This window comes from Nocardia sp. NPDC003726 (assembly GCF_053586955.1).
In genome coordinates this window covers 178,899-201,761 of record NZ_JBSFNF010000001.1, presented here as the reverse complement: position 1 = coordinate 201,761, position 22,863 = coordinate 178,899, and the positions used below count along the sequence as shown (strand labels likewise).

At 67.2% G+C, this 22,863-nt stretch carries 24 protein-coding genes; 8 read left to right on the top strand and 16 right to left on the bottom strand.

Annotated elements, in window-relative coordinates; genetic code table 11:
• Entirely contained in the window at window positions 1-1,650 is a 1,650-nt protein-coding gene (locus tag ACWDMM_RS01020; RefSeq protein WP_195081275.1) for an MFS transporter, read from the top strand.
• 45 nt (window positions 1,651-1,695) lie between these two features.
• On the opposite strand, the gene ACWDMM_RS01015 is transcribed toward ACWDMM_RS01020, so the two are convergent.
• Complete coding sequence (locus ACWDMM_RS01015) at window positions 1,696-2,574, bottom strand: hypothetical protein (protein ID WP_357105121.1); 879 nt, start codon at window positions 2,572-2,574, stop codon at window positions 1,696-1,698.
• Window positions 2,575-2,776: 202 nt separating this feature from the next.
• Window positions 2,777-2,941: a hypothetical protein gene (locus ACWDMM_RS01010; protein WP_195081273.1), complete on the bottom strand. Its 165-nt coding sequence runs from the start codon at window positions 2,939-2,941 to the stop codon at window positions 2,777-2,779.
• 100 nt (window positions 2,942-3,041) lie between these two features.
• Here ACWDMM_RS01010 and ACWDMM_RS01005 point away from each other — a divergent pair, with 100 nt between their 5' ends.
• The gene (locus ACWDMM_RS01005) at window positions 3,042-3,404 is read left to right on the top strand and encodes an OmpA family protein (RefSeq protein WP_195081272.1); all 363 of its coding nucleotides are present in this window, start codon (window positions 3,042-3,044) and stop codon (window positions 3,402-3,404) included.
• A 79-nt stretch (window positions 3,405-3,483) separates the two neighbouring features.
• Here ACWDMM_RS01005 and ACWDMM_RS01000 read toward each other — a convergent pair whose 3' ends face one another.
• Window positions 3,484-3,942, bottom strand: coding sequence for a YybH family protein (locus ACWDMM_RS01000; RefSeq protein WP_195081271.1), 459 nt, complete (start codon window positions 3,940-3,942; stop codon window positions 3,484-3,486).
• A gap of 10 nt (window positions 3,943-3,952) precedes the next feature.
• Complete coding sequence (locus ACWDMM_RS00995; RefSeq protein WP_357105116.1) at window positions 3,953-4,537, bottom strand: NADPH-dependent FMN reductase; 585 nt, start codon at window positions 4,535-4,537, stop codon at window positions 3,953-3,955.
• Between the two features lie 134 nt (window positions 4,538-4,671).
• On the opposite strand from ACWDMM_RS00995, the gene sigJ reads away from it, so the two are divergent.
• A complete protein-coding gene (gene sigJ / locus ACWDMM_RS00990; protein ID WP_357105113.1) occupies window positions 4,672-5,556 on the top strand; it encodes an RNA polymerase sigma factor SigJ in 885 nt (294 codons plus the stop codon).
• A gap of 28 nt (window positions 5,557-5,584) precedes the next feature.
• Here sigJ and ACWDMM_RS00985 read toward each other — a convergent pair whose 3' ends face one another.
• Both ACWDMM_RS00985 and ACWDMM_RS00980 read right to left on the bottom strand, forming a co-directional pair.
• Window positions 5,585-6,349, bottom strand: coding sequence for a glucose 1-dehydrogenase (locus ACWDMM_RS00985; protein WP_195081268.1), 765 nt, complete (start codon window positions 6,347-6,349; stop codon window positions 5,585-5,587).
• A gap of 77 nt (window positions 6,350-6,426) precedes the next feature.
• Window positions 6,427-7,272, bottom strand: a complete 846-nt coding sequence (locus ACWDMM_RS00980) for a helix-turn-helix transcriptional regulator (RefSeq protein WP_195081267.1) — start codon at window positions 7,270-7,272, stop codon at window positions 6,427-6,429.
• 156 nt (window positions 7,273-7,428) lie between these two features.
• Here ACWDMM_RS00980 and ACWDMM_RS00975 point away from each other — a divergent pair, with 156 nt between their 5' ends.
• The gene (locus ACWDMM_RS00975; RefSeq protein WP_195081266.1) at window positions 7,429-8,259 is read left to right on the top strand and encodes an LLM class F420-dependent oxidoreductase; all 831 of its coding nucleotides are present in this window, start codon (window positions 7,429-7,431) and stop codon (window positions 8,257-8,259) included.
• Between the two features lie 51 nt (window positions 8,260-8,310).
• Here the strand turns inward: ACWDMM_RS00975 and ACWDMM_RS00970 are convergent, their stop codons facing one another.
• From ACWDMM_RS00970 to ACWDMM_RS00955, 4 genes are all read right to left on the bottom strand, one after another.
• A complete protein-coding gene (locus ACWDMM_RS00970; protein ID WP_195081265.1) occupies window positions 8,311-9,411 on the bottom strand; it encodes a glutamate--cysteine ligase 2 in 1,101 nt (366 codons plus the stop codon).
• 314 nt (window positions 9,412-9,725) lie between these two features.
• Window positions 9,726-10,142: a VOC family protein gene (locus ACWDMM_RS00965; protein WP_195081264.1), complete on the bottom strand. Its 417-nt coding sequence runs from the start codon at window positions 10,140-10,142 to the stop codon at window positions 9,726-9,728.
• A 204-nt stretch (window positions 10,143-10,346) separates the two neighbouring features.
• Window positions 10,347-10,940: a hypothetical protein gene (locus tag ACWDMM_RS00960; protein WP_449935323.1), complete on the bottom strand. Its 594-nt coding sequence runs from the start codon at window positions 10,938-10,940 to the stop codon at window positions 10,347-10,349.
• A gap of 424 nt (window positions 10,941-11,364) precedes the next feature.
• Window positions 11,365-11,490, bottom strand: coding sequence for an Rv1535 domain-containing protein (locus tag ACWDMM_RS00955; RefSeq protein WP_323124262.1), 126 nt, complete (start codon window positions 11,488-11,490; stop codon window positions 11,365-11,367).
• Window positions 11,491-11,556: 66 nt separating this feature from the next.
• Between ACWDMM_RS00955 and ACWDMM_RS00950 the strand changes: the two genes are divergently transcribed.
• On the top strand, window positions 11,557-11,823 hold the full coding sequence (locus ACWDMM_RS00950) for a hypothetical protein (protein ID WP_195081262.1): 267 nt from the start codon (window positions 11,557-11,559) through the stop codon (window positions 11,821-11,823).
• A 65-nt stretch (window positions 11,824-11,888) separates the two neighbouring features.
• Window positions 11,889-12,233: a hypothetical protein gene (locus ACWDMM_RS00945; protein ID WP_195081261.1), complete on the top strand. Its 345-nt coding sequence runs from the start codon at window positions 11,889-11,891 to the stop codon at window positions 12,231-12,233.
• A 36-nt stretch (window positions 12,234-12,269) separates the two neighbouring features.
• On the opposite strand, the gene ACWDMM_RS00940 is transcribed toward ACWDMM_RS00945, so the two are convergent.
• The 5 genes from ACWDMM_RS00940 to ACWDMM_RS00920 form a co-directional block, all read right to left on the bottom strand.
• On the bottom strand, window positions 12,270-13,754 hold the full coding sequence (locus ACWDMM_RS00940) for a glyceraldehyde-3-phosphate dehydrogenase (RefSeq protein ID WP_195081260.1): 1,485 nt from the start codon (window positions 13,752-13,754) through the stop codon (window positions 12,270-12,272).
• 132 nt (window positions 13,755-13,886) lie between these two features.
• Window positions 13,887-15,125, bottom strand: coding sequence for a vWA domain-containing protein (locus ACWDMM_RS00935; RefSeq protein ID WP_449935319.1), 1,239 nt, complete (start codon window positions 15,123-15,125; stop codon window positions 13,887-13,889).
• Entirely contained in the window at window positions 15,122-16,363 is a 1,242-nt protein-coding gene (locus ACWDMM_RS00930; RefSeq protein WP_449935317.1) for an AAA family ATPase, read from the bottom strand. The genes ACWDMM_RS00935 and ACWDMM_RS00930 overlap by 4 nt, the downstream gene beginning before the upstream one ends.
• Before the next feature lie 56 nt (window positions 16,364-16,419).
• Entirely contained in the window at window positions 16,420-17,817 is a 1,398-nt protein-coding gene (locus tag ACWDMM_RS00925; RefSeq protein ID WP_449935316.1) for a hypothetical protein, read from the bottom strand.
• A 336-nt stretch (window positions 17,818-18,153) separates the two neighbouring features.
• Window positions 18,154-18,459, bottom strand: a complete 306-nt coding sequence (locus ACWDMM_RS00920) for a hypothetical protein (protein WP_195081256.1) — start codon at window positions 18,457-18,459, stop codon at window positions 18,154-18,156.
• 306 nt (window positions 18,460-18,765) lie between these two features.
• Between ACWDMM_RS00920 and ACWDMM_RS00915 the strand changes: the two genes are divergently transcribed.
• Complete coding sequence (locus ACWDMM_RS00915; RefSeq protein WP_195081255.1) at window positions 18,766-19,212, top strand: CBS domain-containing protein; 447 nt, start codon at window positions 18,766-18,768, stop codon at window positions 19,210-19,212.
• Window positions 19,213-19,359: 147 nt separating this feature from the next.
• The gene (locus tag ACWDMM_RS00910) at window positions 19,360-21,579 is read left to right on the top strand and encodes a serine/threonine-protein kinase (protein ID WP_449935314.1); all 2,220 of its coding nucleotides are present in this window, start codon (window positions 19,360-19,362) and stop codon (window positions 21,577-21,579) included.
• Here the strand turns inward: ACWDMM_RS00910 and ACWDMM_RS00905 are convergent.
• Window positions 21,566-22,816: a lipase family protein gene (locus tag ACWDMM_RS00905; RefSeq protein WP_195081426.1), complete on the bottom strand. Its 1,251-nt coding sequence runs from the start codon at window positions 22,814-22,816 to the stop codon at window positions 21,566-21,568. The two genes, ACWDMM_RS00910 and ACWDMM_RS00905, sit on opposite strands and share 14 nt — an antisense overlap.
• Window positions 22,817-22,863: the final 47 nt, after the last annotated feature.

The window sequence follows — 22,863 nt, the reverse complement described above, 5'->3', positions numbered from 1 at the left end:
ATGAACGGCAGAGCATCGGCCGCCCGATCGAGTTCGCTCGTGCTGGTCGTGTTGGCGTCGGGGCAGTTCTTGATGACGCTCGACAGCTCCGTGATGAATGTTTCCATGGCCACGGTCGCCCAGGATCTCGGTACCACGATCACCGGCATCCAGACCGCCATCACCCTGTACACGCTGGTGATGGCCGCGCTGATGATCACAGGCGGCAAGGTGGGCGCCATCCTCGGCCGCCGCCGGACGTTCGGATTCGGCCTCGTCGTCTACGGTGCAGGCTCGTTCATCACCGGGCTCGCCCCGAACCTGCCGATTCTGCTGCTGGGGTGGTCTCTGCTGGAGGGAATCGGAGCCGCCCTGATCATGCCCGCGATCGTCGCTCTCGTCGCTGGGAATTTCGCACCCGAACGCCGGTCCGCGGCCTACGGCCTGGTGGCGGCGGCGGGAGCGATGGCAGTCGCCGTCGGCCCACTGCTCGGTGGCGCCGTGACCACGTTCGCGTCGTGGCGGTATGTCTTCTTCGGCGAAGTGGTCATCGTCGTGTTGATCCTGCTGGTGCTGCGCCGGATCGAGGACGCTCCCGCCGAGCGTGTCCGGCTGGATGTCATCGGGTCGCTGCTGTCGGTGATCGGCCTCGGCACAGTCGTCTACGGGGTGTTGCGGTCGAGCGAATGGGGCTGGGTGCGGGCCAAGGCCGGCGGACCCGCCGTGCTCGGTCTGTCGCCGGTCATCTGGCTGCTGATCGGTGGCCTGCTCACGCTGTACCTGTTCCTGCGGAGACAGACGTATCTGGTGGATCGGGGCCGCGACCCGCTGGTGGATCCGGGACTGTTGCGGAATCGGCAACTCGTCGGCGGGTCGGGCATGTTCTTCGCGCAGTTCGCGGTTCAAGCCGGGGTGTTCTTCTCGGTGCCGCTGTTCCTGTCGGTGGTGCTCGAACTCAACGCGCTCGAGACCGGGGTACGCATCCTTCCGTTGTCGATCGCGCTTGTCCTGGCCGCGGCGGGCATCCCCCGGTTCCGACCGCGGGCCGACCCCCGCCGGGTCGTTCGGCTGGGTCTGGGCGCGATGATCGTCGGCGTTCTGATCCTCGCCGCCGGGATGGACCCGGGCGCGAATGCGGGCGTGGTGTCGATCCCGATGCTGTTGATGGGTCTGGGGCTGGGCGCGTTGGCCTCCCAGTTGGGCGCCGTCACCGTATCGGCGGTGCCTGATTCGCGCAGCTCCGAGGTCGGCGGACTACAGAACACCGCCAGCACCCTCGGTGCGTCGCTGGGCACCGCGCTGATCGGTTCGATCCTGATCGCCGCGCTCACCTCGACCGTCGTCGCCGGCATCGAGAACAACCCGGCGGTTCCGGCGTCCGTGCGAGAGCAAGCAACCACGGAACTCGCCGCCGGGGTGCCGTTCCTGTCCGACAGCCAGCTGGCGGGCGCGCTCGACAGCTCCGGTGTCGACGACGCCACCGCGGACGCCATTTTGGCGGTCAACTCAGACGCCCGTCTCGAGGCGCTGCAAGTGGCATTCGCCGTGACCGCTGTGCTGGCGGTCGCGGCATTGTTCGGTACCGGTCTGTTGCCTCGCCGACCGGCCGCTCCGCGCGGCGGAGAGGATGGACGCCCGTCAGGAAAAGCCGAGTCCGGCGCGGAGCGCTGACAGACCCACATCGGCGGCCTGGCGTCGCATGCCGCGGCCGGTGCGTCATTCCCGGTCGCCGTCGGCTTGCCCGCGCAGATAGTGACCGATCGCGGTTTCGTCCAGAGCCAGCGCCTTGACGATCGCGGCCGCGCCCACGATCACCACCGACAGGACGAAAAGCCAACTCACCGACGTGAAGGCCAGTCCCAGTGGACCGAAATGCTCTCGGGCGTTCGTCGTGATCCGAGGCAAGAGGACCCGGCCTGCCGCGTGCACCGCTGTCAATCCGATCGCGGTGAGCGCCCCGGAGACCCACAACAGACGGCCCGTCAGCGCTCCCTTCGTCAGAAGGAAGGGAGCGAGCATCCACACGAACATCCAGATGACCACCTCACCGAGTAGTGCGAGCAGCCTGCCTGCGTAGCGGATCTGCGTGAGGTCGCGGATCTGCCCCACCAGCCCGGCGGCGAGAGCGACAGCGAGCAGCGCGGCCAGCCATCGCCAAGCCTCTCGCGGACCGATGGCGGGCACTTTCCAGACCGCCTCGTACATGCGCGCGAGAGCCCGTGCGAACGACGTGCCGCCGAGCAGGACCATCAGCAGGCCCACCGCACCGAACGCCGCTATCGCCGGGTTGGCGGTAAGCGATCCGCCGTCGGCGGACACCGCTGCGGAGTCGAAGCCGAACTGGTCGTTGATCGTCTCCGCAGGCGCATGCCAGCCACTGAAGACGGATGCGGCGATCATCACCGGCAAGACCGAGGTGAAGATCTGCGCGGCCAGGGCCAGCGACCGGTCCACGAGCTGGATTTCGGCGAGACCGTCCATCACACGGCGCAGCGTCCGTCCAAATGGCGTTCCGCGCAGCCAGCCGGTCGCGACCTGGGTGCGCGCGAGAGATACTTCGCGAGCCAATGCCACCGACAACTTCACGGACCGCACCGCGCTCACTGTCCTTTTTGCTCGTTCCGTCAGGAATTGTCGTGCGAACTCGTCTCGGTGGAGACGAATCGAACGCTACGCCCAGTTCCCCGCGACCACGTCTACTTGATCGATTCCAGTGGCCGAACCGAGTTCATTTCGGCCGGGACACCGAAACCACGTTGCGAATGCCCCACCTGTGCCAGGATCACTGTGCGAGGCGTCACCGATCGACGTGCCCGGCCGGACCGGAGTCCGGCCCTGCGGAAGCGCCGATGTCCAGGCGTCGAAGGACGCGAACGGAATTCTCCAGCGCATACAGGAGTAGGCCGATGAGATCCAAAAAAAGCGTCAGTGGAATCGCGATGGCCGCGGTGGTTTCGATCATCACCGCAGGGTGCGGGTCGGACGACGGATCGAATCCGGCGACACCGACGGATCAGCGGACGCACGGTTCGCGGACCTTGGGGGCGACGGCGTCCTCTGTCGTGGGCTCGGCCCTGAATACCGCACAGCAGAAGATCCAGGACGTGATCAACGCGGCAATCGCCGCCGTGCCGATCACCTTCGACAGCGGCAGCTCCGATCTCGGCCCCGGTGATGTCGCCACCATCAAAGCGGTCGCGATCCCGCTGAAAGGGAACGAGACGAAAATACAAATCACGACATACGCCCGCGACGCCGACATCGTGGCCGCCAGATCTCTGGCGAAGGCCCGGGGCGACAATATCGCGGCCGAACTCGAGGCCGAAGGGATCGATCGGGCGCGCGTCGCTGTTCGAGCCGAGGCCAACCCGACGGCGCCGGATGTTCAGGTCGACCAGGCGCAGATCACGGTGGTCGCCGAATAGGACGTGGAGCTACGACCCCGGAAACGGGTGGTCGTGGCCGAAACCGTTCCACAACCACCCGTGTGCGCAGCCGAACCCGTCAGGGCTCGAGGTCGACCACGCCTTTGCCGCTGGAGATGTCCAGCGGCACCGAGACTTGGTCGTGAGCGATCAGCCAGGCGTCGTCGATCTTCCGCATTCCGTAGGTCACCCGGACCCACATACCGCTCGTTTCCGCTCCGTTCTTCAGCGTGCCGCTGAGACGAGCGAAGGCGTGCCCGAAGGCCACATCCCCGCCCACGGTGAACGTCAGGTCGCGAACCTCATAGGTCACCTTCTCGAAGAACTGGAACACTTTCGCCCAATTCTCCAGTTTCGCCGCTATCCCGACATGCTGGAGCGGCGGCTCGACATCGAAGGACACGACATCGGGCGTGTACAGCCGCTTCAGGGCATCGAGGTCCTTGACCCGCAGGCCTTCGACCGCCTTGTCGATTGTTCGGCGCAACTCGACTTCATCCAGCTCAGCGCGTGACTGGATGTCATTGTTCCCGGTCATGATCGCCTCCTCAGGAATGGGCGAGAGTGGTTTCGGCGTCCGCGCGAAGCGGTGCGAGCGCAGCGCTCCAGGAGATGATCTGATCCAGCGTTTTGTCCAGGGCGGCGGCATGGTGTTCACGCGGTGTGAAGGTGGTGTGGTTCTCGAAATCGGTGAGCACCGAGATCGCGACCTGATAGCCGACGACGGCCATGCCCAGCGTGCTGCAGACCGTCCGCAACTGCACCACCGCGCGGGCGCCGCCGTTGACGCCGTAGGAGACGAATCCGACCGCCTTGTCACCCCACTCCGCGAACAGGTGGTCGAGGGCGTTCTTCAACACGCCGGGGACTCCGCCGTTGTACTCCGGGGTCACCACCACGAAGCCGTCGAACGGGGCGATCCGTTCGGCCCAGGCGCGGGTATGCGCGTTGACCGACGGACCGAACATCGGCGCCACCGGCTCGTCCAGATGCGGTAGCGGGTGGTCGCGCAGATCGATCAATTCGAACTCGGCGTCGTCGCGCTGCGACGCCGCCTCCAGGACCCACCGGGCGACCTGCGAGCCGTTGCGGTTGGGCCGGGTACTGCCGAGGATGATGCCGATTCTGGTCATTGTCCGAACTCCTGGTCTGCTGACAGTGTCACGACCTACCGACGACACAGCCGTCCGGAATGTCAGGCCGCCTCACAAATCAGGTAGCGGATTCGTCGATTCCGTAAGTGACCCACAGACCGAAGGAGCCGAGCATGACCGACCCGCACCTGCCTGCGGTGATCAGTGAACGACGCCAGCTGATCAATCTCGCCTACCGGCTGCTCGGCTCCCTGGCCGAGGCCGAGGACGTGGTGCAGGAGACCTATGCGCGCTGGTACGCGCAGTCCGAGCGGCAGCGGCGGGAGGTGGCGGCGCCCGGCGCCTGGTTGACGACAGTGGCCAGCCGGATCTGCCTCGATCTGCTCGGCTCGGCCCGGGCCAGGCGGGAAAGTTATGTGGGCGAATGGATTCCGGAGCCGGTGCCGGGCCGGTCCGAGTGGCTCGACGGTCCCGCCGATCCCGCCGACCGGGTCACCCTCGACGAGTCGATCAGCATGGCGTTTCTCGTCGTGCTGGAGTCCATGACCCCGGCCGAGCGGGTGGCGTTCGTTCTGCACGACGTCTTCCGTTACTCCTTCGCCGAGATCGCCGAGATCGTCGGGCGCACGCCCGCGGCTTGCCGCCAGCTCGCCTCCAGCGCCCGCCGCCGCATCGATACCTCGCGGAACCCGTCGAACACCGAACGAAGCGAGGTGGTCCGGGATTTCAAACGCGCTTGGGAGGCCCGGGATATCGGGGCTCTGATCGGCCTGCTCGATCCGCAAGCGACCGCGAGAGCCGACAGCGGCGGCCTGGCACCGGCCTTCCTCGACCCGATCGACGGCGCCGAGCAGATCGCCCACGTCTGGATGGAAATCGCTGCCAGGGGCCCCGCGGTGACCCTGCTGGAGCGCACGGTGAACGGCCAGCCCGGCCTGGTCGCACTGCTCGACGACGCCATCGTCTCGGTCTACGCCTTCGACATCGCCGACGGCAGGATCACGCACATCTGGGCGATCCGGAATCCGGAGAAACTGCAGGCATGGACCGTGGGCTGAAACGGCGGACGGCGAGGTACGAGCTCGGCTACAGCATCGCTGCCGGAACGACCGAGATCAGTCCGCCGTCGACGAGGATGTCCTGCCCGTTGATGTAGGACGCTTCGTCCGACGCGAGGAAGGCGACCGCCGCCGCTACCTCCTGCGGGGTTCCGACCCGGCCTGCGGCAACCGTGGTCGCGATCGCGGACTCGATCCCGGCCGACGCTTCGGCTCGGAAGGCCGGGGTGTCGATGTACCCGGGGCTCACGGAGTTGACGCGGATGCGCCGGGTGGTGAGTTCGGCGGCGAAGGTTCGGGCCAGGCTCTGCACCGCGGCTTTGCTCGCGGTATAGAGCGCGGCGGCCGGTGCGCCGCGATACGAGGCGAAGGACGCGTTGATGACGATCGCCGCACCGTCCGGCAGGAGGGGCAGCGTCTTCTGGACGGTGAAGAACGCGGCCTTGAGGTTGGCGTCGAGAACACGATAGAACTCGGCTTCGGTGACCTCCTCGATGGTCTGGAACGCGCCGATGCCCGCGTTCGCGAACACCACGTCCAATCGGCCGAACCGGTCGCGGATGGTCGTCACCAAGGCGTCGAGGTCGGTGAGATCGGTTGCGTCACCGGCGATTCCGAGCGCCCGATCCCCGAGTTCACCGACCGCGGCGTCGAGCCGGGCCTTGTCGCGCCCGGTGACGATCACCTGCGCTCCTTCGGCGATGAGCCGGTGCGCGGTGGCCGAGCCCATGCCGCTGGTGCCGCCGGTGATGAGTGCGATCTTGCCGTTGTATCGGGAGCTGTCGTGCGTCATGGGTTCAGCGTGCCGACACGGCCCCGGGGCGAACAGTGCGCGTTTATGGTGGGTGTGGGACCACCACCTTGCGACCGTCAGGCGGGCGAGGTGACGCGGTGACGGTGCAGCCGTTCCAGGCGCTCGCCGGTGTCGGTGCCCGGCCGCGGGTTGTACAGCACCAGTTGCCACGCGGGATGGTCCGCGACCGTCAGCGTCGTCGCGTCGAAGAACAAGTCACCCAGGTCGGGATGACGCAGCGCGTTCACCGCCTGCGCGGGAACTCCGACTTCCTGCCGCTGCCAGAGTTCGGCGAATTCCGGGCTCACCGTACGGAGCTTGTCGACCACCCTGCGGAAATCGGCGTCACCGGGACAAATGGCCGCGCTCGCCCGGTAGGCGGCAACGACGGCGGGTGCGTTCGCCGCCCACAGTTCGTCCATGGCTCGATAGCGCGGATTGGTGAAATAGGTCAGCAGGCAATTGTGTTCCCCCTCGCCGTAGCCGAACACCACCCGCGCGGCGTCGTTGTACGTCAGCACATTCCAGTAGCGGTCGCGCAGCACCGCGGGCCGCCCGTCCCAAGCGTCGACCAATTGCCGCACTTCCGGCGTGACGGCTGTGACCGGGGCGCAGTCCAGAGGAGGCGGATTGAGTCCCGCCAACAGGTACAGATGAATGCGTTCCGGTTCGCTCAGCATCAGGACCCGGGCGATCGCGTCGAGCACCTCGTCGGAGACGGTGATGTCGCGCCCCTGCTCGAGCCAGGTGTACCAGGACACTCCGACCCCGGCCAGCACGGCGACCTCTTCCCGTCGCAATCCAGGCGTGCGCCGACGGCCCGTCGCCGGAATACCGGCATCCTCCGGCCGCACCCTCGCTCGCCTGGCGCGCAAGAAGTCACGTAGCAACTCGCGGCGGCGCGGCACGGCTTCGCTGGTCATGAGCCACGGTAACAAGGGCACCGCGGGTCGTAGGCGCCGGTGCACCGCACCGTTATCGTTTCCCTGACGAAATCCTCGCCCGCATCCGCGCCTGTGCGAGGCGGGGCGCGCAGCGGGATACCGTCATGACCAAACGAACGGGAGGTTCAGACGTTTATGGCGATCGACGGTCTCGGACGGTACGGAGTATGGCGCGGCTACCGGGGATTCACCCCCGCGGAGGCCGCCGAACTCGAGGGACTCGGCTACAGCGCGCTGTGGCTCGGCGGTTCGCCGCCCGCTGATCTGCCGGTGGTCGAGTCGCTGCTCGAGGCGACGGAGACGCTGATCGTCGCCACCAGCATCGTGAACATCTGGACGGCGCCGGCGAAGACGGTCGCCGAATCGTTCCACCGGATCGAACAGCGCTTCCCCGGCCGCTTCCTGCTCGGTGTCGGCGTCGGGCATCCGGAGGCCAACAAGCCGTACCGGAAACCGTACGACGCGCTGGTGGAATACCTCGACGAGCTCGACGCGGCCGGGGTGCCGAAACAGCGGATGGCGCTGGCCGCCCTCGGGCCCAAGGTGCTCGAACTCTCCCGGGAGCGCACCGCGGGCGCGCTGCCGTATCTGGCCCCACCGGAGCACACCGCCCGGGCGCGCCGGATCCTCGGCTCCGCGCTGCTGGTCGCGGAGCAGAAGCTCGTGCTCGACGACGATCCGCAGCGGGCGCGCGAAGTCGGCAGGCAGATGGTGGACATGTACCTCGGCCTGCGCAATTACGTGTCGAATCTGCGGCGTCTCGGCTTCTCCGAGGACGATGTGGCCAAACCGGGCAGTGACCGGCTCATCGACGTGCTCGCGGTGCACGGCACGCCCGTGGAGGTCACCGGGCAACTGGTCGAGCATCTGAACGCGGGCGCCGACCACGTCGCGCTGCAGGCATTGGGTGCGGACTATCTCGGCTCGCTGCGCCAGCTCGCGCCGCTGCTCACCGCAGCCGAGTGAATCGCCATGACGGTGCGGCCGGTCGGCCGCACCGTCAGGAGTCGACGAGGTTCAGGCGCATCCCTCGAGGGTGGCGCGCGCCAGTTCGGCGATGACATCACCGATTTCGCGGCGGGCGCGCATCGCACGGAGCTGGCGTCGGGCGCCGTTTCCACGCTCGTCCAGCGCCGCGATCGTCTCGGTGACGAAGGTATGGTCGCCGAAGTCGCGCAGGGCCTGCTCGTTGTGATCGACGAGTTTGTCCAACAGGGCCCGGTGCGGGACCACGCGCCCTTCGACCGGATCGAGCCCGTCGCCGTCCAAGCCCGACTGCGCGGCGTTCCAATAGGCGGCGCGGAGCACTTCGGCAGGGACGGGTGGCGCTGGCTCACCCCGCTCGATCGAGCGCAGACCCGTGGCAACGGTGGCCCGGATCAAAGCGGCGAGCAGCGCGGCTTCCTCCGCGGTGGCAGGCACGTCGCTGACCCGGATCTCCACGGTGGGAAACGATTCCGAGGGCCGGATGTCCCAGTACACCATCTTGTTGTCCAATATGCTGCCGCTGGCGAGCATCATGGCGACGATCGCGTCGTAGTCGTCGACGGAAGGAAAGTACGGCGGTGGTCCCGCGCTCGGCCAGCGCCGCCAAAGAATGCTGCGCCAACTCGCGTAGCCGGTCTCGCTGCCACGGTAGATCGCGGAATTGGCGGTCAATGCCAGGAACACCGGCAACCACGGACGCACGTAATTGCCGACCAAAATCGCGGTGTCGCGGTCGGGCACTCCGACGTGCACGTGGCATCCGCACAATCCTTGCTCATGAGCGATCATGCCGAAGGTTTCCCCTATCCGCCGATATCGAGGCGTATCGGTGACCGGGAAGCCCTCGGGAACGGTCGGTGGCACGGCGACAGCGAGCAGTCGAGTGTCGTTGTCGGCCGCGCATTCGGCGACGGTCCTGCGCACTGTGCGTAATTCCGTGAGCAGGTCTCCGATATCGGTGTGCACCGCGCTGCTGGTTTCCACCTGACAGCTGGTCAGCTCCAGTTGCAGGTCGACATCCGCCTTCTTCGCCGCTTCGGCGACCCGGATGTTGTTCGGTGCGGGAGCGCCGGTTTCGGGATCGGTCAGCAGGAATTCCTCTTCGACACCGACAGTCGGTACGCTATCCATGGCTGTGCGTCACGCCCTTCGACTCTCGGTCATCGATCGGGCATTCATCCGTTGCCCCAAGCATTCTCACGTCCACACCGGTCCTCCTTCACCACAACCCCTTCGGACTCGATGTCGAGCCCGCATTCACCAGCTCGCGCGCCGACACGGTCCACGGGGCGAACTTCCGGCTCCGGCGAGCAGTGTCCGACCTGCGCATCGACGGCGCGAACAGAAGGTGTTCGGGCTGTACCCCCGGCATACGAGCCCAAACAGTTCCGGTGTCTTCGGCGAGGCAGGCCACGGTGCCGCGCCTGCGCGACGAAAGGGGGCGATTACTGCTTGCGTACGACCAATTCCAGCGCGATGTTGTCCGGATCGCGGAATTCCAGAATGTACATCGGACCGAGGTCTTTCACCCCCGCGTGCGCGATGCCGAGTTCATCGAGCACGGCAGCCGCCGCATCGAGATCCTCCCGAGTGGCGAGGGCGAAGGCGAGGTGGTCGAGCCCCACTCGATCTTCGTCGAACTGATCGCTGGCGACCGGGCGGAGTCCGAGCAGCGCGTCACCCATCTGGTAGATCACTCCGCCGAAGAGGAACCCGAATCGCGCGCGGGTGGCTTCGTCCGCGTCCGCGGGACACTCCCAAGCGATCGGCCATCCGAACACGGCGTCGTAGAACGCGCGGGATCTGTCGATGTCGGTCACTGTCAGGCGGACATGGTCGAACGAACTGGTCGAAATCGGCATGGTCGAGATCCTGTCACGATCACAGGACGCCGCTCGGACGACCCGACCGCCCGGTGGCGAGGCGACGGCTGGGAGCGTTTCAGCGCTCGGGCCGGTCCACGTGCTCGGCACCGGCGCGCCCGCCGCGACATCATCGCCGCGCAGGAGGCGGGCCGATTCGAACCGATGGACCCGGATCTCCGTTCGGTCCGCGACGATCTCGGATCAGCAGGTGACCTCACCGTGGGCGGCTTGATCGAACGACACATGCACATGGTCGTAGTGATTGGCGGTCGGGCTTCCGCGGTCTTCCAGGTAGGACCAACCGCTGCCGTCGTTGTAGCGCTGCCGCCAGATCACGTAGGTCACCCCGAAACGCTGCTGATTGGCGAGTACGAATTCGGCGATCGCGTCGCCGCGCGCCGGATCGGGCGTCATGAAATCGAGCGCCAAGCCCGCGCCGTGATCGCCGTCGCCACGGCCGACGGCGCCGCCGACATCGGCGACGGCGAATGTCTTCTTGAGCAGGTTGCCCACCTGCGCCACGTGCGGCCGTGCGCCGGCGAGTTCCGTCGAACACGGGACGGGGGGCGGCGGCGGGGGCGGATGCTGCTGGGCAGCCTTGGCCGACGGGAATGATTGCCCGGCCGCGGCCACTGCCGGCGCTTGCTGTGCCGTCGACGGCACGGTGGTCGGCGCCGGATCGGTTTCGACCGCGGACGAAGGCGAATCGACGGCGGCATGCCGAGCCTCCGGGGCAGTTCCCATCGCCGCGCACAGCACGACGGCCAAGGCCGCCACGACGCCACACGCAGCCAAAACGGTGAACTTTCGGCCTGCGGCTCGTTTGCGGTGTTGGCCAGACATGATGTCGATACCGATTGCTGTCGGGGATAGGTCACCGACACATTACGAAATGGTCGCGAAAATGTCACGCCAAGGTCGTGGGCGGGCGGAAATGCGCCCGGCGGCGACATCGGACTCTCGGGCGCCTGCCGCGCGGGGGCGAGTGCGCGAAGGCAGTCGCACACCATCGTCGGGGCAAGTCGGGAATGTGGAGCTGTCCTCGCGCCTCGGCTCCTGCCCAGAGGTAAACTTTGGCTGGCTCCCGGGTATCCGAAGGATGAACGCGACGGAGCGACTATGACGATTTCACCAGGCAGGACATCAGCGCCCGCACGGCCGACGCGACGGTAGCCGGGGCTGTCGATGGGCGCTGCCGCGGCCGGCCGACAACGAATGATCAGTCGACGATTTCGATGACCCCTAAGCGCCACAGCATCGCGTACAGCTCCCGCAATGGCACGGCCAGCACCTGTGTCAGTGCGCCGGTCAGCGGATCGGAGCCGCCACGTCGATCAGTCGTCATCACATAGGACACCGTGCGGATGCCAGGCGTCGACTTCTCGAACAGACCATTACCGGGAGGCAACAAATGGCCGAAAAATCATCCACCGGCCACCGGAATGCCGTCGATCAGGTGCTGGCTGCGCAGGGTTTCGCGATGGACCTGCCGGTCGTCGGCCGGATCCGTATCCCGCGGCCCGAGCAGTTGGCGTACTACGGCGCACTCGGCGCGCTGGCTGCCGCGGAGATCATCGAATGGCCCGTCGCGGTGGTCCTCGCGGCCGGTCACTGGCTGGCGCAGGATCAGCACAATCGCGTCGCGCACCAGATCGGTGAGGCTCTCGAAGAGGTCTAGAACCCACCGCTTCGGCCGCTATCGTGTGCTCACTGCTGTCGATCGGACATGTGAGGAGAACCGATATGGGGCGGCTTGTCCCTGGTGCATTGGCCGCGGCGGTGTGCGCGGGATTGAGCGGTGTCTGTGTGGCCGGCCTCGCGCCGACCGCCGCCGCCGCACCTTCGATCTACGAACCGAGCATCACCCCGTGCGGTCACCTGTTCACGACGCCGCTCGAACCCGCTCGCGCAGGTGCGAGCACCTATTGGAGCCCGTTCGGCACCGCCGACATCGTCTGTTATGACGTCGGTTCGCTGCCGGTGAGCTACTACCAGCGCGATCCGGCGGGACAGTGGCACGCGATGAACCAGTTGATTCCCGGCCACTACTTCATCAACATCGTCGGCTACGGCCACCTGCCCGCGTAACGGCGCCGGAACGCGAGCAGGTGGAAGGTCCGCGCGTCAGGTGGTCGCGGTCAGCACGTGGTCGTCGGCGGCGCCGTCCAGCCGTGCGCCGACCTGAGGGTAGGTCGGATACTCGATGCCCGAGATGTACTGCACGGTCCGCACCACCTGGCACGAGTAGCCGAACTCGTTGTCGTACCAGACATAGAGAATCGCGGTGTCACCCTCGACGATCGTGGCATTGGCATCGATGATCGACGCGGCGCGCGATCCGATGAAGTCGCTGGAGACCACGTCGGTGGCGGCGGTGTAGTCGAGGTTGCGGCTCAACGGCCCGGCCAGCGAAACCCCGCGCAGGTAGGCGAGCACCTCGCTCTTGGTCGTCTCCCGCCGCAGCTGCAGGTTCAGGATCGCGACGGACACGTCCGGGGTGGGAACGCGAATCGAGTTGCCGGTGATCTTGGCCTTGAAATCCGGCATGGCCTTCGCGACCGCGGACGCGGCGCCCGTTTCGGTGAGCACGAGATTGAACGGCGCGGAACGACCGCGACGATCCGCCTTGTGGAAGTTGTCCAGGAGGTTCTGGTCGTTGGTGAACGAGTGCACCGTCTCCACATGCCCGCGGATGATGCCGTACTCGTCGTCCATCGCCTTGAGCGGCGGGACGATCGCGTTGGTCGTGCAGGAGGCACACGAGAAGATCCGCTGGGAAAGATCCAGGCTGCGATGGTTGACGCCGTGCACGATGTTCGGGATATCGCCCTTGCCTGGCGCGGTGAGCACGACCTTCGCGATGCCAGGGCGCAGATGCTGCGACAGCCCGTCGCGATCGCGCCACCTGCCGGTGTTGTCGATCAGGATCGCGTTCGTTATGCCGTAGGCGGTGTAATCGATGGTCGTCGGATCATCGCTGTAGATGAATTTGATCGTGTTCCCGTTCGCGGTGATCGTGTCATTGCCGGTGTCGACCTTGATCGTGCCGTTGAAGTGGCCGTGGACCGAATCCCTGCGCAGCAACGACGCACGCTTGCTCAGATCGTCGTCGCCTCCTTTGCGCACCACCACGGCACGCAGGTTGAGCCCGTTGCCGGATCCGGCCTTCTCGATGAGCAGGCGAGCGACGAGGCGACCGATGCGCCCGAAGCCATAGAGCACGACATCCCTCGGTCCGGGTGACTGAGCCTTGTTGCCGTTGGTCACCTCGGCCAGCACCGCTTCGGTGAACTCGCGGATCGAAAGTCCGTGATCGTCGGCACGATAGGTCATGACCAACTGGCCGAGGTCGATCTTGCACGGCCCCAGGTCGAGTTCACCGAGCACTTGCAGGAACGGAAGGGTCTCGTCCACCGACAACTCTTCGCCTGCGATCTGCCTCGCGAACCGGTGCGTGCGCAGGATGCTGATCACCGACTTGTTCACCAGCGACCGGCTGTGCAGCAGGATCGTCACGCCCTTTCGCCGATACAACGTGCCGATGATGGGAATCATCGCCTCGGCGGCGGCTTCCTGGGCGTTCCAGCGGTCAAGTTGTTCGGTGCTCAACGTGGGTTCCTCGGATTCCTCGATTTAGTCGTGCATTGATGCTAATGAGGGCCGCGATATCACCGAGGCCGGATCCCTGGCGGTGAGGTCGCCAGGTGGAGTCGCCGATCGCGCGCTCCCAGCGGCGGGCGCCTACCCGATATCGACCAATCGGGCCCAGCCGGGCGGCACCTCCGGAATGTAGTCGGGATCGTGTTCACGCCAGGAACCGGCGTGCTGCCGACGGAACAGGCCCACCACCGTCCGGCACGGTGGCCGTCTGGACGGCCATGGCGTCTGGCCGTCGGTCAAGACCACGAGGACGTCGGGGTGGGGATGGGTCCGCACTGCCGTGGAAATGCCGGTGCGCAGGTCGGTACCACCGCCGCCGACCAGCGGTATGCGCTCGGCACGGCACAGCGGATGGACGATCCTCGCCGCCGCGTCGCACGACAGCACGGTGACCAGGTCGCGGCGCCCGCCCACGGCACGGGCGATGGCGGCCACTTCGAGCAGCGCGCTGCCCAGCTCGGTGTCGCTGACCGACCCCGAGGTGTCGATGAGCACCGAGACCCGAGGCGGTGTTCGCCGCAGACTCGGCAGCACCACGCCCGGTACCCCAGCCGAGCGCCGTGCCGGCCGGCCATAGGTGTAGTCCTCCCCCGCTCCGGCGCCACCGACCGCTGAACGGATAACCGCTCCCAGCAGATCCCGCCATGGTTGCGGTGGGTGGAAGGCCTCTTCCGCCCAGCGCCGCCAGCCTTCGGACGCGTTTCCCGGACGGCCGATGATGCCTTGCGCCACCCTGAACCGGACGGCGTCTCGTTCCTGTTCGCTGAGGCCGTCCGCACCGTCCGGTCCCAGCTCCCACTCGCGTTCCGATCCGTCCGCGCCGCTGCCGCAGTCGAGCCAGGCTATGCCGTCCGTATGCGGTCCGAGACGGAACATGCGCAGGTAGTCCTCCATGAGCTCCCCTTCGGGCAACCCCAACGACGCCGGTGTGACAGCGTCGCCCGGCCTGGCCAGACCGTCGCCGAACGCGTCGTCGTTGATCTCGCAGTCGGCTGCGATGTTCATCCGCAGTCGTTCCGCCGGGCGGGTCAGGTCGTGTCGCCGGGCGAATCGGTCGCTGCGGCCATGGTGGTCGCGCAGCAGATGCGACACCTCGTGCACCCACACCGAAGCCAGGTCCTCCACCGAAATACGGTCGACGAACGCGGGCGAAACGTAGCATCGCCAGTGCCGGTCGACGCCCATGGTCGGTACTCGGCGCGACTCCACGACGTGCAGGGCGAACAAAGCGGTCGCAAGATAGGGCCGGACCCTGGCGGCCTGCAAGCGGGCGGCGAAGAGTTTGTCGCGGTCCAGCGCACCGGGCGCGTTCGCGGTCATCGGCCCGCCTTCGCGGCGACACGGCCCGCTGCCCGATCCGCTTCCTGGGACACCGATGCCACTGCGGCGAGTCGCTCGATCGCAGCGGGCACGTCCCAGTCGTCCCGGCGCAGCGTGGCGAGAGTGGTTGCCGGAACGACGATCAGGTCGGGGGCTCCGGTTTCCGACGCCTTGACCAGAAGCGCCCATGCCGCATCCCAGCGGGACTTCTCCGGGCGTTTGCGGACTGCCGCCACCACGCCGTCGAGCACGGCCTGGCGCAGATCCCCACGCTCGGGCAAGACAGCGCCCGCCGGATCGGCGAGCAGTGCCTCCGGGTCGGGGAGGTCCATCCGGTCGAGGGCCGCCAGCAGTTCGAAACCGGGCCCGTCGCCCACAGCGCCCCGGACCAGCAGGGAAAGCACGTCACGGGAGGAATCGGCCGCGGTGGCGAAGGCGATCAGCCGCAGTGTCATCTCCCAGCTTCGAGGCGACGGCCACGCACCGCCCCGGCGCGTTTCGGTGCTGGGCAGCTGATGCACGAGAGCGGGACGGGCCGCGAGCAGCCCGCACACCGCACGGCGTGCGAAAGCCACGGCCTCGCCGAGCTTTTCGGCAGCCAGCCGTGGCAGCGTCGCGTGCGGCCAGGTCCCGCCGAGGCCGCGGACCACGACGTCGTGATCGTGGGTCCATTGCAGATGCACGAACCGGTTCGCCAGCGGCGGGCTCAGCTCCCAGCCGTCGGCCGCCGATGAGCGCGGGTTGGCCGCGGCCACGATGCGCACATCGGGCGGCAGTCGCAGGGTGCCGATCCGCCGCTCCAGGACCAGACGGAGCAGGGCGGCCTGCACCGCGGGCGGTGCGGTGGACAACTCGTCCAGGAACAGCAGTCCGCGACCGGCCCGGACGAGTCGTACGGCCCAGTCCGGCGGAGCCATCGGGACGCCGTGTTCCGCGGGGTCGTCTCCGATGATGGGCAGGCCCGAGAAGTCCGATGGCTCGTGCACACTCGCGATCACCGTGGTCAGCGGAAGGTCCAGATCGGCGGCGAGCTGGGTCAGGGCGGCGGTTTTCCCGATTCCCGGTTCACCCCACAGCAGAACCGGTAGGTCGGCGGCCACGGCCAGCGCCAAAGCCTCCAGTTGGGGGTCGGGGCGCGGTTCGGTGGTCACCTCGCGCAGCAGAGTCAGTAACTCGTCGGCGACATCGAGTTGGGTGGGGCGGACCGGATCGGCGGACGTGCGGACAGCAGTAAGCATGCGTGATCACCTCGAGGTTGGCGGAGTCGAGTGGAAGTGGGGCGAGGATCGCCCGGTCAGTGCGAAGTCGCGTTGCGCGGGTGCGCGCGACGATCGCGTGGGCGGCGCATCGGTGGGATGCGGCCGATTCCGAGTTCGGACAGGCCGGACTTGAACAGGCCGTAGGTGATGCGCCGTCGCGCGGACGTTTCGAGTTCATCGCGCAGAGCACCGTCGCGCAGTATCGCGTCGGGACCGAGCAGTCCTCCCACGATGGCCAGCGCACCGGCGGTGTCGCCATGGTCCAACCGCTCCCGGACACCGGCGAGACAATCCGGATGACGGTGCGCCTCGTCGATAGCCCGCAGGCAAGGCAACGGAGTGCCGGTCAGAGCGACCAGCAGTTCCTCCCGCCGGATCTCGGCCTGGTCGTGGTCGAGCGCGGACAAGACCCCGTCGACCAGCCCGATCCGGTGCTGTTCTCCCCTGCACCGCACCAGGCGCGGTGTATCTGCCCGGTCGGGCAGGCGCGGCGCGTCGCTCGGCGAGTAGTCGGGTACCAGCGCCGGGGCGACCAGCGGATGCAGCCGATCGGCCGCTATCGCGCCGGTACGGATCAGCTCCAGATCGGGCAGCACCCAGGTCGCCGCGTCGGGCAGGACGGGCAGTGCCGAGACGCCGCCGAGCGGGTATTCCGCCGCGATCCGCACCGTGGGCGGCACGGCGCCGTCGTCCGCGTCCAGGTACAGAACCAACCGTTGCCGGGCTCCGAACCGCACGACGAAAGCACCGCCGCGCCGTCCCTCGGCCTGGTGCAGAATCTCCGCCTCGGCCGCCCATCGGTCTACGGCGCAGCGCCTGACCTGCGGCACCGTGGCGAGCAGTTCGGGATCGAGGACCGGACGGTCATTCGCCGGTTGCGCGGCCCCGGACCGTAATCCCAGCTCATCGACCCTGCGCGCATCCCACAGGTGACGATGGAGATCCAGGCGGAAACGCCGATCGGGACGAGGATGCGGATGCAGGCCGGCCCCGGCAGCGGATCCGTCCCACAGCGCGAGGCTGATCCGCTGACCGGCATCCGCCCAAGCCGGGGCCGTCCGTGCGACAAGGTGCATCGGGGGTGCGCCGCCGCACAGGTCCGGCTCCGCGTCGTACCGAGCCAAGGCGATGGTCAGACCCGGTCGCAACAACCCATCGGGAGCGACCCTCGGCATATGCCAGCGCAACAGGTCAGGAGCCAAATGCCGGAGATCGGCTCGGATTCGAGCCGCGAGTGCGTGTCCGTGACTACGCGTCACCGACCGCAAACTGAAATCGATATCGAAGCCTGCCGCGGCGCACGCGCCCGCCCAGTCCCCCACACGACGGCGGGCGGTAGCAGTCTCGATCATGGTAGGCGGCACGGCGAATTCACGCACACGCAGCCAGAAGGAAAGGCGGGAGTCGTTCCCATTCGCGATGTGAGTGAGCATCAGCACTCACCTTGCGCGAATGGAACCCCCAATCTTCGAACAGAAGGAGTCGTCATCGCGTCGATCATAGCGCCCCGCATCGGCCCCGGCCAGCCGACGCAATTCGGCTGCCGCCCCGTCGCTTCCAGCTGATCCGGATGCGGATGCGACAAGTCGGCCCACGACTGCCATTCGAGCACAATCACTTTCGGCCCGGACGGGTGGCGACATCGGCCACGCTGTCGGCCGGCGCGCCGTGGAATGCCGCCTGCTCGATGACGTTGTTCCCGAAGAAGACAGGAAGCGAAGGGGCCTTGCCGGATTCGGCAAGGCCCACCGGTCGGCGTAGCCGATCGGCTATCGCATCGGCGCGGGTCCGCATTCCTTGCCCATCACGTCGGGCAGGTGAGCCCAGCCGGATGAGCAGCTCACGACCTCGCCGCCGTTCACGAGGAACGGCTGCGTGATCTCTCCGCTCGCCGGTGCGCCGTTGGACGGCGTGCACTCCATAGCGGTCACCCTGCCCTCCCACACCGGCGAATGGGACGAACAGTTGTAGTTCCACATCTCCTGCGCGGATGCGGTCGGCGGACAGAACAACAGTGCCGCCGCGGCGGCGAAGAACGGGGGAAGCCCGAGACGAACGAGGCGTGTGGCTCTCATGACGATCTCCTTGTCCTGGTTCCGTGCGGTCTGGATTCGTAACCGTCCCGGACGACAGCCCGGGTGGTAGCGAGCAGAAACTGCGTGGTTGCTCAGGAGAGAACGTGCACACTGCGAGAAGGACGCTACGCCGGAGCCGCCACGACCCGGGGCGAAATCCGGTCGCTGTGACCATCCGGATATCCGGCCGCCGATGCTGGCGGAAGCCGGGCACGCAGATGACCTTCTGCCCTGTCGATCCCTCCGCCGCCGTCGAATGATGATCGGAGTAGCGAGCACGTCGCCGTAGTGGAAGGGAGACGCATCATGACGACCGCGCGGACGATCATGCGGCCCGACGTACAGCACATCAATGTCCGAGACACCATGGAAACAGCCGCCCAGCGGATGCGGCAGCTCGACATCGGCGCATTGCCGATCTGCGATGGCGAATGCCGTCCCGTCGGCATCGTCACCGATCGCGACATCGTCGTGAAGGTGGTCGGCATCGGCGCGAATCCGAAATCCACCACCGCCGGCGAATTGGCACAGGGCGCCGACCGACTGCACACCGTCGATATCGACACCGACGTGCACGACGTGCTGCTGCTCATGGAGCAACAGCGGATCCGTCGGCTCCCGGTCACCGACAAGGGCATGCTGGTCGGCATCATCACCGAGGCCGATCTGGCGCGAAATCTGTCCGACAGCACCGTCGGCGAATTCGTGGAGGCGGTCTGCGCGGCCCATCTGCCCGCCACCGAGAAAGTCTGAGCTGAACGGAATCACCGGAATGGATGGGGATTATGCGGCCAAGGTGGTGATGCAGTAGGAAAGTCGGGCCGATATCATCGATATGCGACCTATTCACGATTCTGATCCTCCATAGCGAACGCGATTCATCCGTGCGGGAGGTGGTCGGTGAACGGCATAGCGTTCGGTCGCTACCGGTTGCACGAACTGATCGGTGAAGGCGGCATGGGCCAGGTATGGCGGGCCTACGACACCGCTACCGACCGCATCGTGGCAGTCAAGTTGCTGCCCGAACGGTGCGCCGTCGATCCCAACTTCCGGGAGCGCTTCCGACGCGAAGCCCACGACACCGCTCAACTGCGCGAACCGCATGTGGTCCCGATCCACGGCTACGGCGAAATCGAAGGCCACCTCTACCTCGACATGCGCTTGATCGACGGCGCCGACGCGAGGACCCTGCTCAACCGCGATGGCGCCATGGAGCCGGAGGCGGCGGTCGCCGTGATCACCCAGGTCGCGGCGGCTCTGGATGCGGCACACGCCCAAAGTTTGGTGCACCGCGACGTCAAACCATCCAATCTGTTGGTCACCGACAGCGGCTTCGTTTATCTGATCGACTTCGGTATCGCGCGTTCGGCCGGTAATACCCCGCTGACCAGCACCAGCACGATGATCGGAACCTTGGCCTACATGGCGCCGGAGCGATTCACCAGCGGCGTCGCCGACGCTCGGTCCGACGTGTACGCCCTTACCTGCGTGTTGTGCGAATTCCTGACCGGGATCCCGCCCTACCCGAGCACCAGCACGGAACAACAGATCGCGGCGCACCTGACCGCCGCTCCCCCGGTGCCGAGCATGCGGCGCCTCGACCTGCCGGTCGGGTTCGACGATGTCATCGCCCGGGGCATGGCGAAAGATCCGGACGACCGCTATCAGACCGCCGGAGAGCTGGCGTCCGCCGCCGCTGCCGCCCTGACCACCGCTCCCGTGGTAGCCGACGGAAGCATTCCCGCAGCCGACCCCGCATCGGTCCCGACCGTCCTCGGTGGTCACAGCGTTCGGCCCGCTACGCAGCCGCCGGTTTCCTCCCCGGAGCCGAGCGCCGAGCAGAACTCCACTGTCGACGCGCGATCCGCAGCGAAGTCGCCCGGCCTGCAATCCACAGACGGCCACGTGGCGCCGCGACGTAGACGGCCTGTCATCCGGGTTACGGTGGCGGTGGCCGCAGCGTTGATCGCGGCGGCGCTGGGTGCGGGGATCTGGTGGCTGACCCAGCCGTCGAAGCCCCCGCTCGCCTTCGACGGCAAATACGAGGTCACCTACACACCCCGGACCCTCAACGGGAAGCCGGACAACGGGCCTCCGAAAACCCGGACGTGGTCGGTCCGATCCGACTGTCCATCGCACGGCGAACGCTGCGTCGCCTCGATAACCAGCCAGAGCAAGTCCGAGCCGGAGACGGCCCCGACCAAATTCTCCGCGGACTATCGCGATGGCGCGTGGATGATCACCAGGGAGCTACCGTCCTATTCCGACCCCGATTGCGAGAATCCGATCACCAAGGCGCCGCAGAACGTCGAGGCGTGGCAGCGACTCGAATTCCGGCCCGGCGCCCTGCCGTGGACCGGAACCTACCTCAGCTTCGTCGGCGGTCCCTGCGCATTCACCCAGCAACAGGAGATGAGGATTTCGCGTGTCGGCGAGGCCGACCCGAAGGTCCCTGTCGTGCCACCGGAAACCCTCCCTGATCGCGCCGATAGCCGACCCGTCGCAGTGATCAGCGGCGCCTACGACGTGACCATCACCTACACTGCGACACTCGACGTTCCCAAACCCCCACCACCGAGTAAGTTCCGCCAGCAGTACTACACCCTTTGCATGCGCGACGGCGAGCGCTGTGCCGCGACGACGCAAACAGATCACGGCACAGATACCGCCACAGATCCTCGCGCCGCCTTCGCTCCCATGTTCGTGCTCGAAAACGGGGCTTGGCGGGCCGGCTACAGCATTCCCTATCCCTGCTTCGCGGGATCGAACGAGCCGCACACCAACGCGACATTTCATTGGGAGTTGTTCCCGTCCGATGTGGGACCGGACCCCACCGAATTCCTCACCGGCGCATGGACCCGCGAGAAAGGTGACCCCTGCCCCGAGACCGCCGACGCAACTGTCGAAATGCGGCGCGTCGGCTCCGGCGGTGGGCGGCCGGCCGTCGCACGCGCCGGTGCCGACCAGCAGACCCATCCCTCCTCGGCTCCGGAGATCATCGCGATCCGCAGCTGCGGGGTTTTCTGTGTTCCACCGGTTCCGACGGCCGTCGTGACTGATTGTCGGCACGACCAGCGGATATTGCTGCGACACAACGTCTCTAATTTCAGCAGGTGGTAGGAGCGGGCTCTCCACGAACTCGGGCGTCGAGCCACAGCGACACCGCTGGCGCGCCCAGTACCGCGGGGGCCACGTGCTCGAGTGCGGACGGCAGCGCCACCGAGCTCACCAGGTGCGTCTGGATCCGCACCCCCGCCGCACACCAGCGGCGGACCGTGTTGTCGATGGCACCGATCGGGATCTGCCGGTCGTCCGGCGAATGCCATTCGAGAATCGGGGTCCGCGGCACCCCACCGTAGAGTTCGAGGCTGTTCTCCTCCACCACCGACCGGGCGCCGCGGCTGTCCACGATCGAGGTGTCGGTGAGGTATTCCCGAGCGCTGCCGTCGACCCCCTCGGTGAGGATCTCGCTGCTGCAGCTGTCGGCCATGTCTCGAGCGACCGCGAGACCACGCGGGTTGAGATACGAACTGATCGGAAGCCGGTCCGGGTACTCCCGCTCCAGACCGATCGCCGCGGCCATGGCCAACCCGAACGAAGGATGCTTGTCCATGCCCAGCGCCTCGGCCATCGTCACCAGATTCATCGGGGCGCCGCCGATGGCCGCGCCCGCGAGTTCCAGCTCCGGTGCGTAGGTCGGCTGCAATGCGGCCGCCCATGCGGTGGCCAGGCCACCGCCGGAGTAGCCGGCCAGCACCGCCGGTCCGTTGTCCGCGGCGAGTGCGGGCAGGCGCTTCACCGCACGGATGCCGTCCAGGACGATCCGGCCGCCCAACCGCGCGGCCCCGAGCGCGAACTGCGGCCCGAGGTGATCCGGCAGTGCGACACTCCAGCCCCGCGCCAGTGCCAGGTTCAGGATCGGCGTGGTCACCGCCAGGCTCGGATCGCCGCCGTAGAGCTGGTGCGATATCGCGCAGTCGGTGCCGAGCGCATTGATGAAGTGCTGATACGACAGCAGCGGCCCGCCGGGCCGACTGCCGAAAGGGGTGAGGAGGGTCGTCGTCGCCGCGATCGGCGCCCCATGGGAGTTGGTGGACCGGAATTTGACCAACGTGACAGTGGATCCGGGGAAGGTCGCCAGCGGCGGCAGTGCCCGCACACCGAGCACCTCCCCTGGTTCATATGCCGCGAGATCCGCCGGAGCCGCATAAAACGGGTCCGGGTCGGGCCGCGGATACAGCGGTTGCGCGGTTGCCGTCGTCGCCAGCAGCAGCCCGAGTGCCACACCGCCGATCGCGCTGCGGACCAGCGCCGGACCGCTGCGCCTGCCGCCGGGCAGGGGAAACCGCCGGATCACGATCTCGACCTCCACAGTTCGCGGCGTTTGTCGACCAGCCAGCTTTA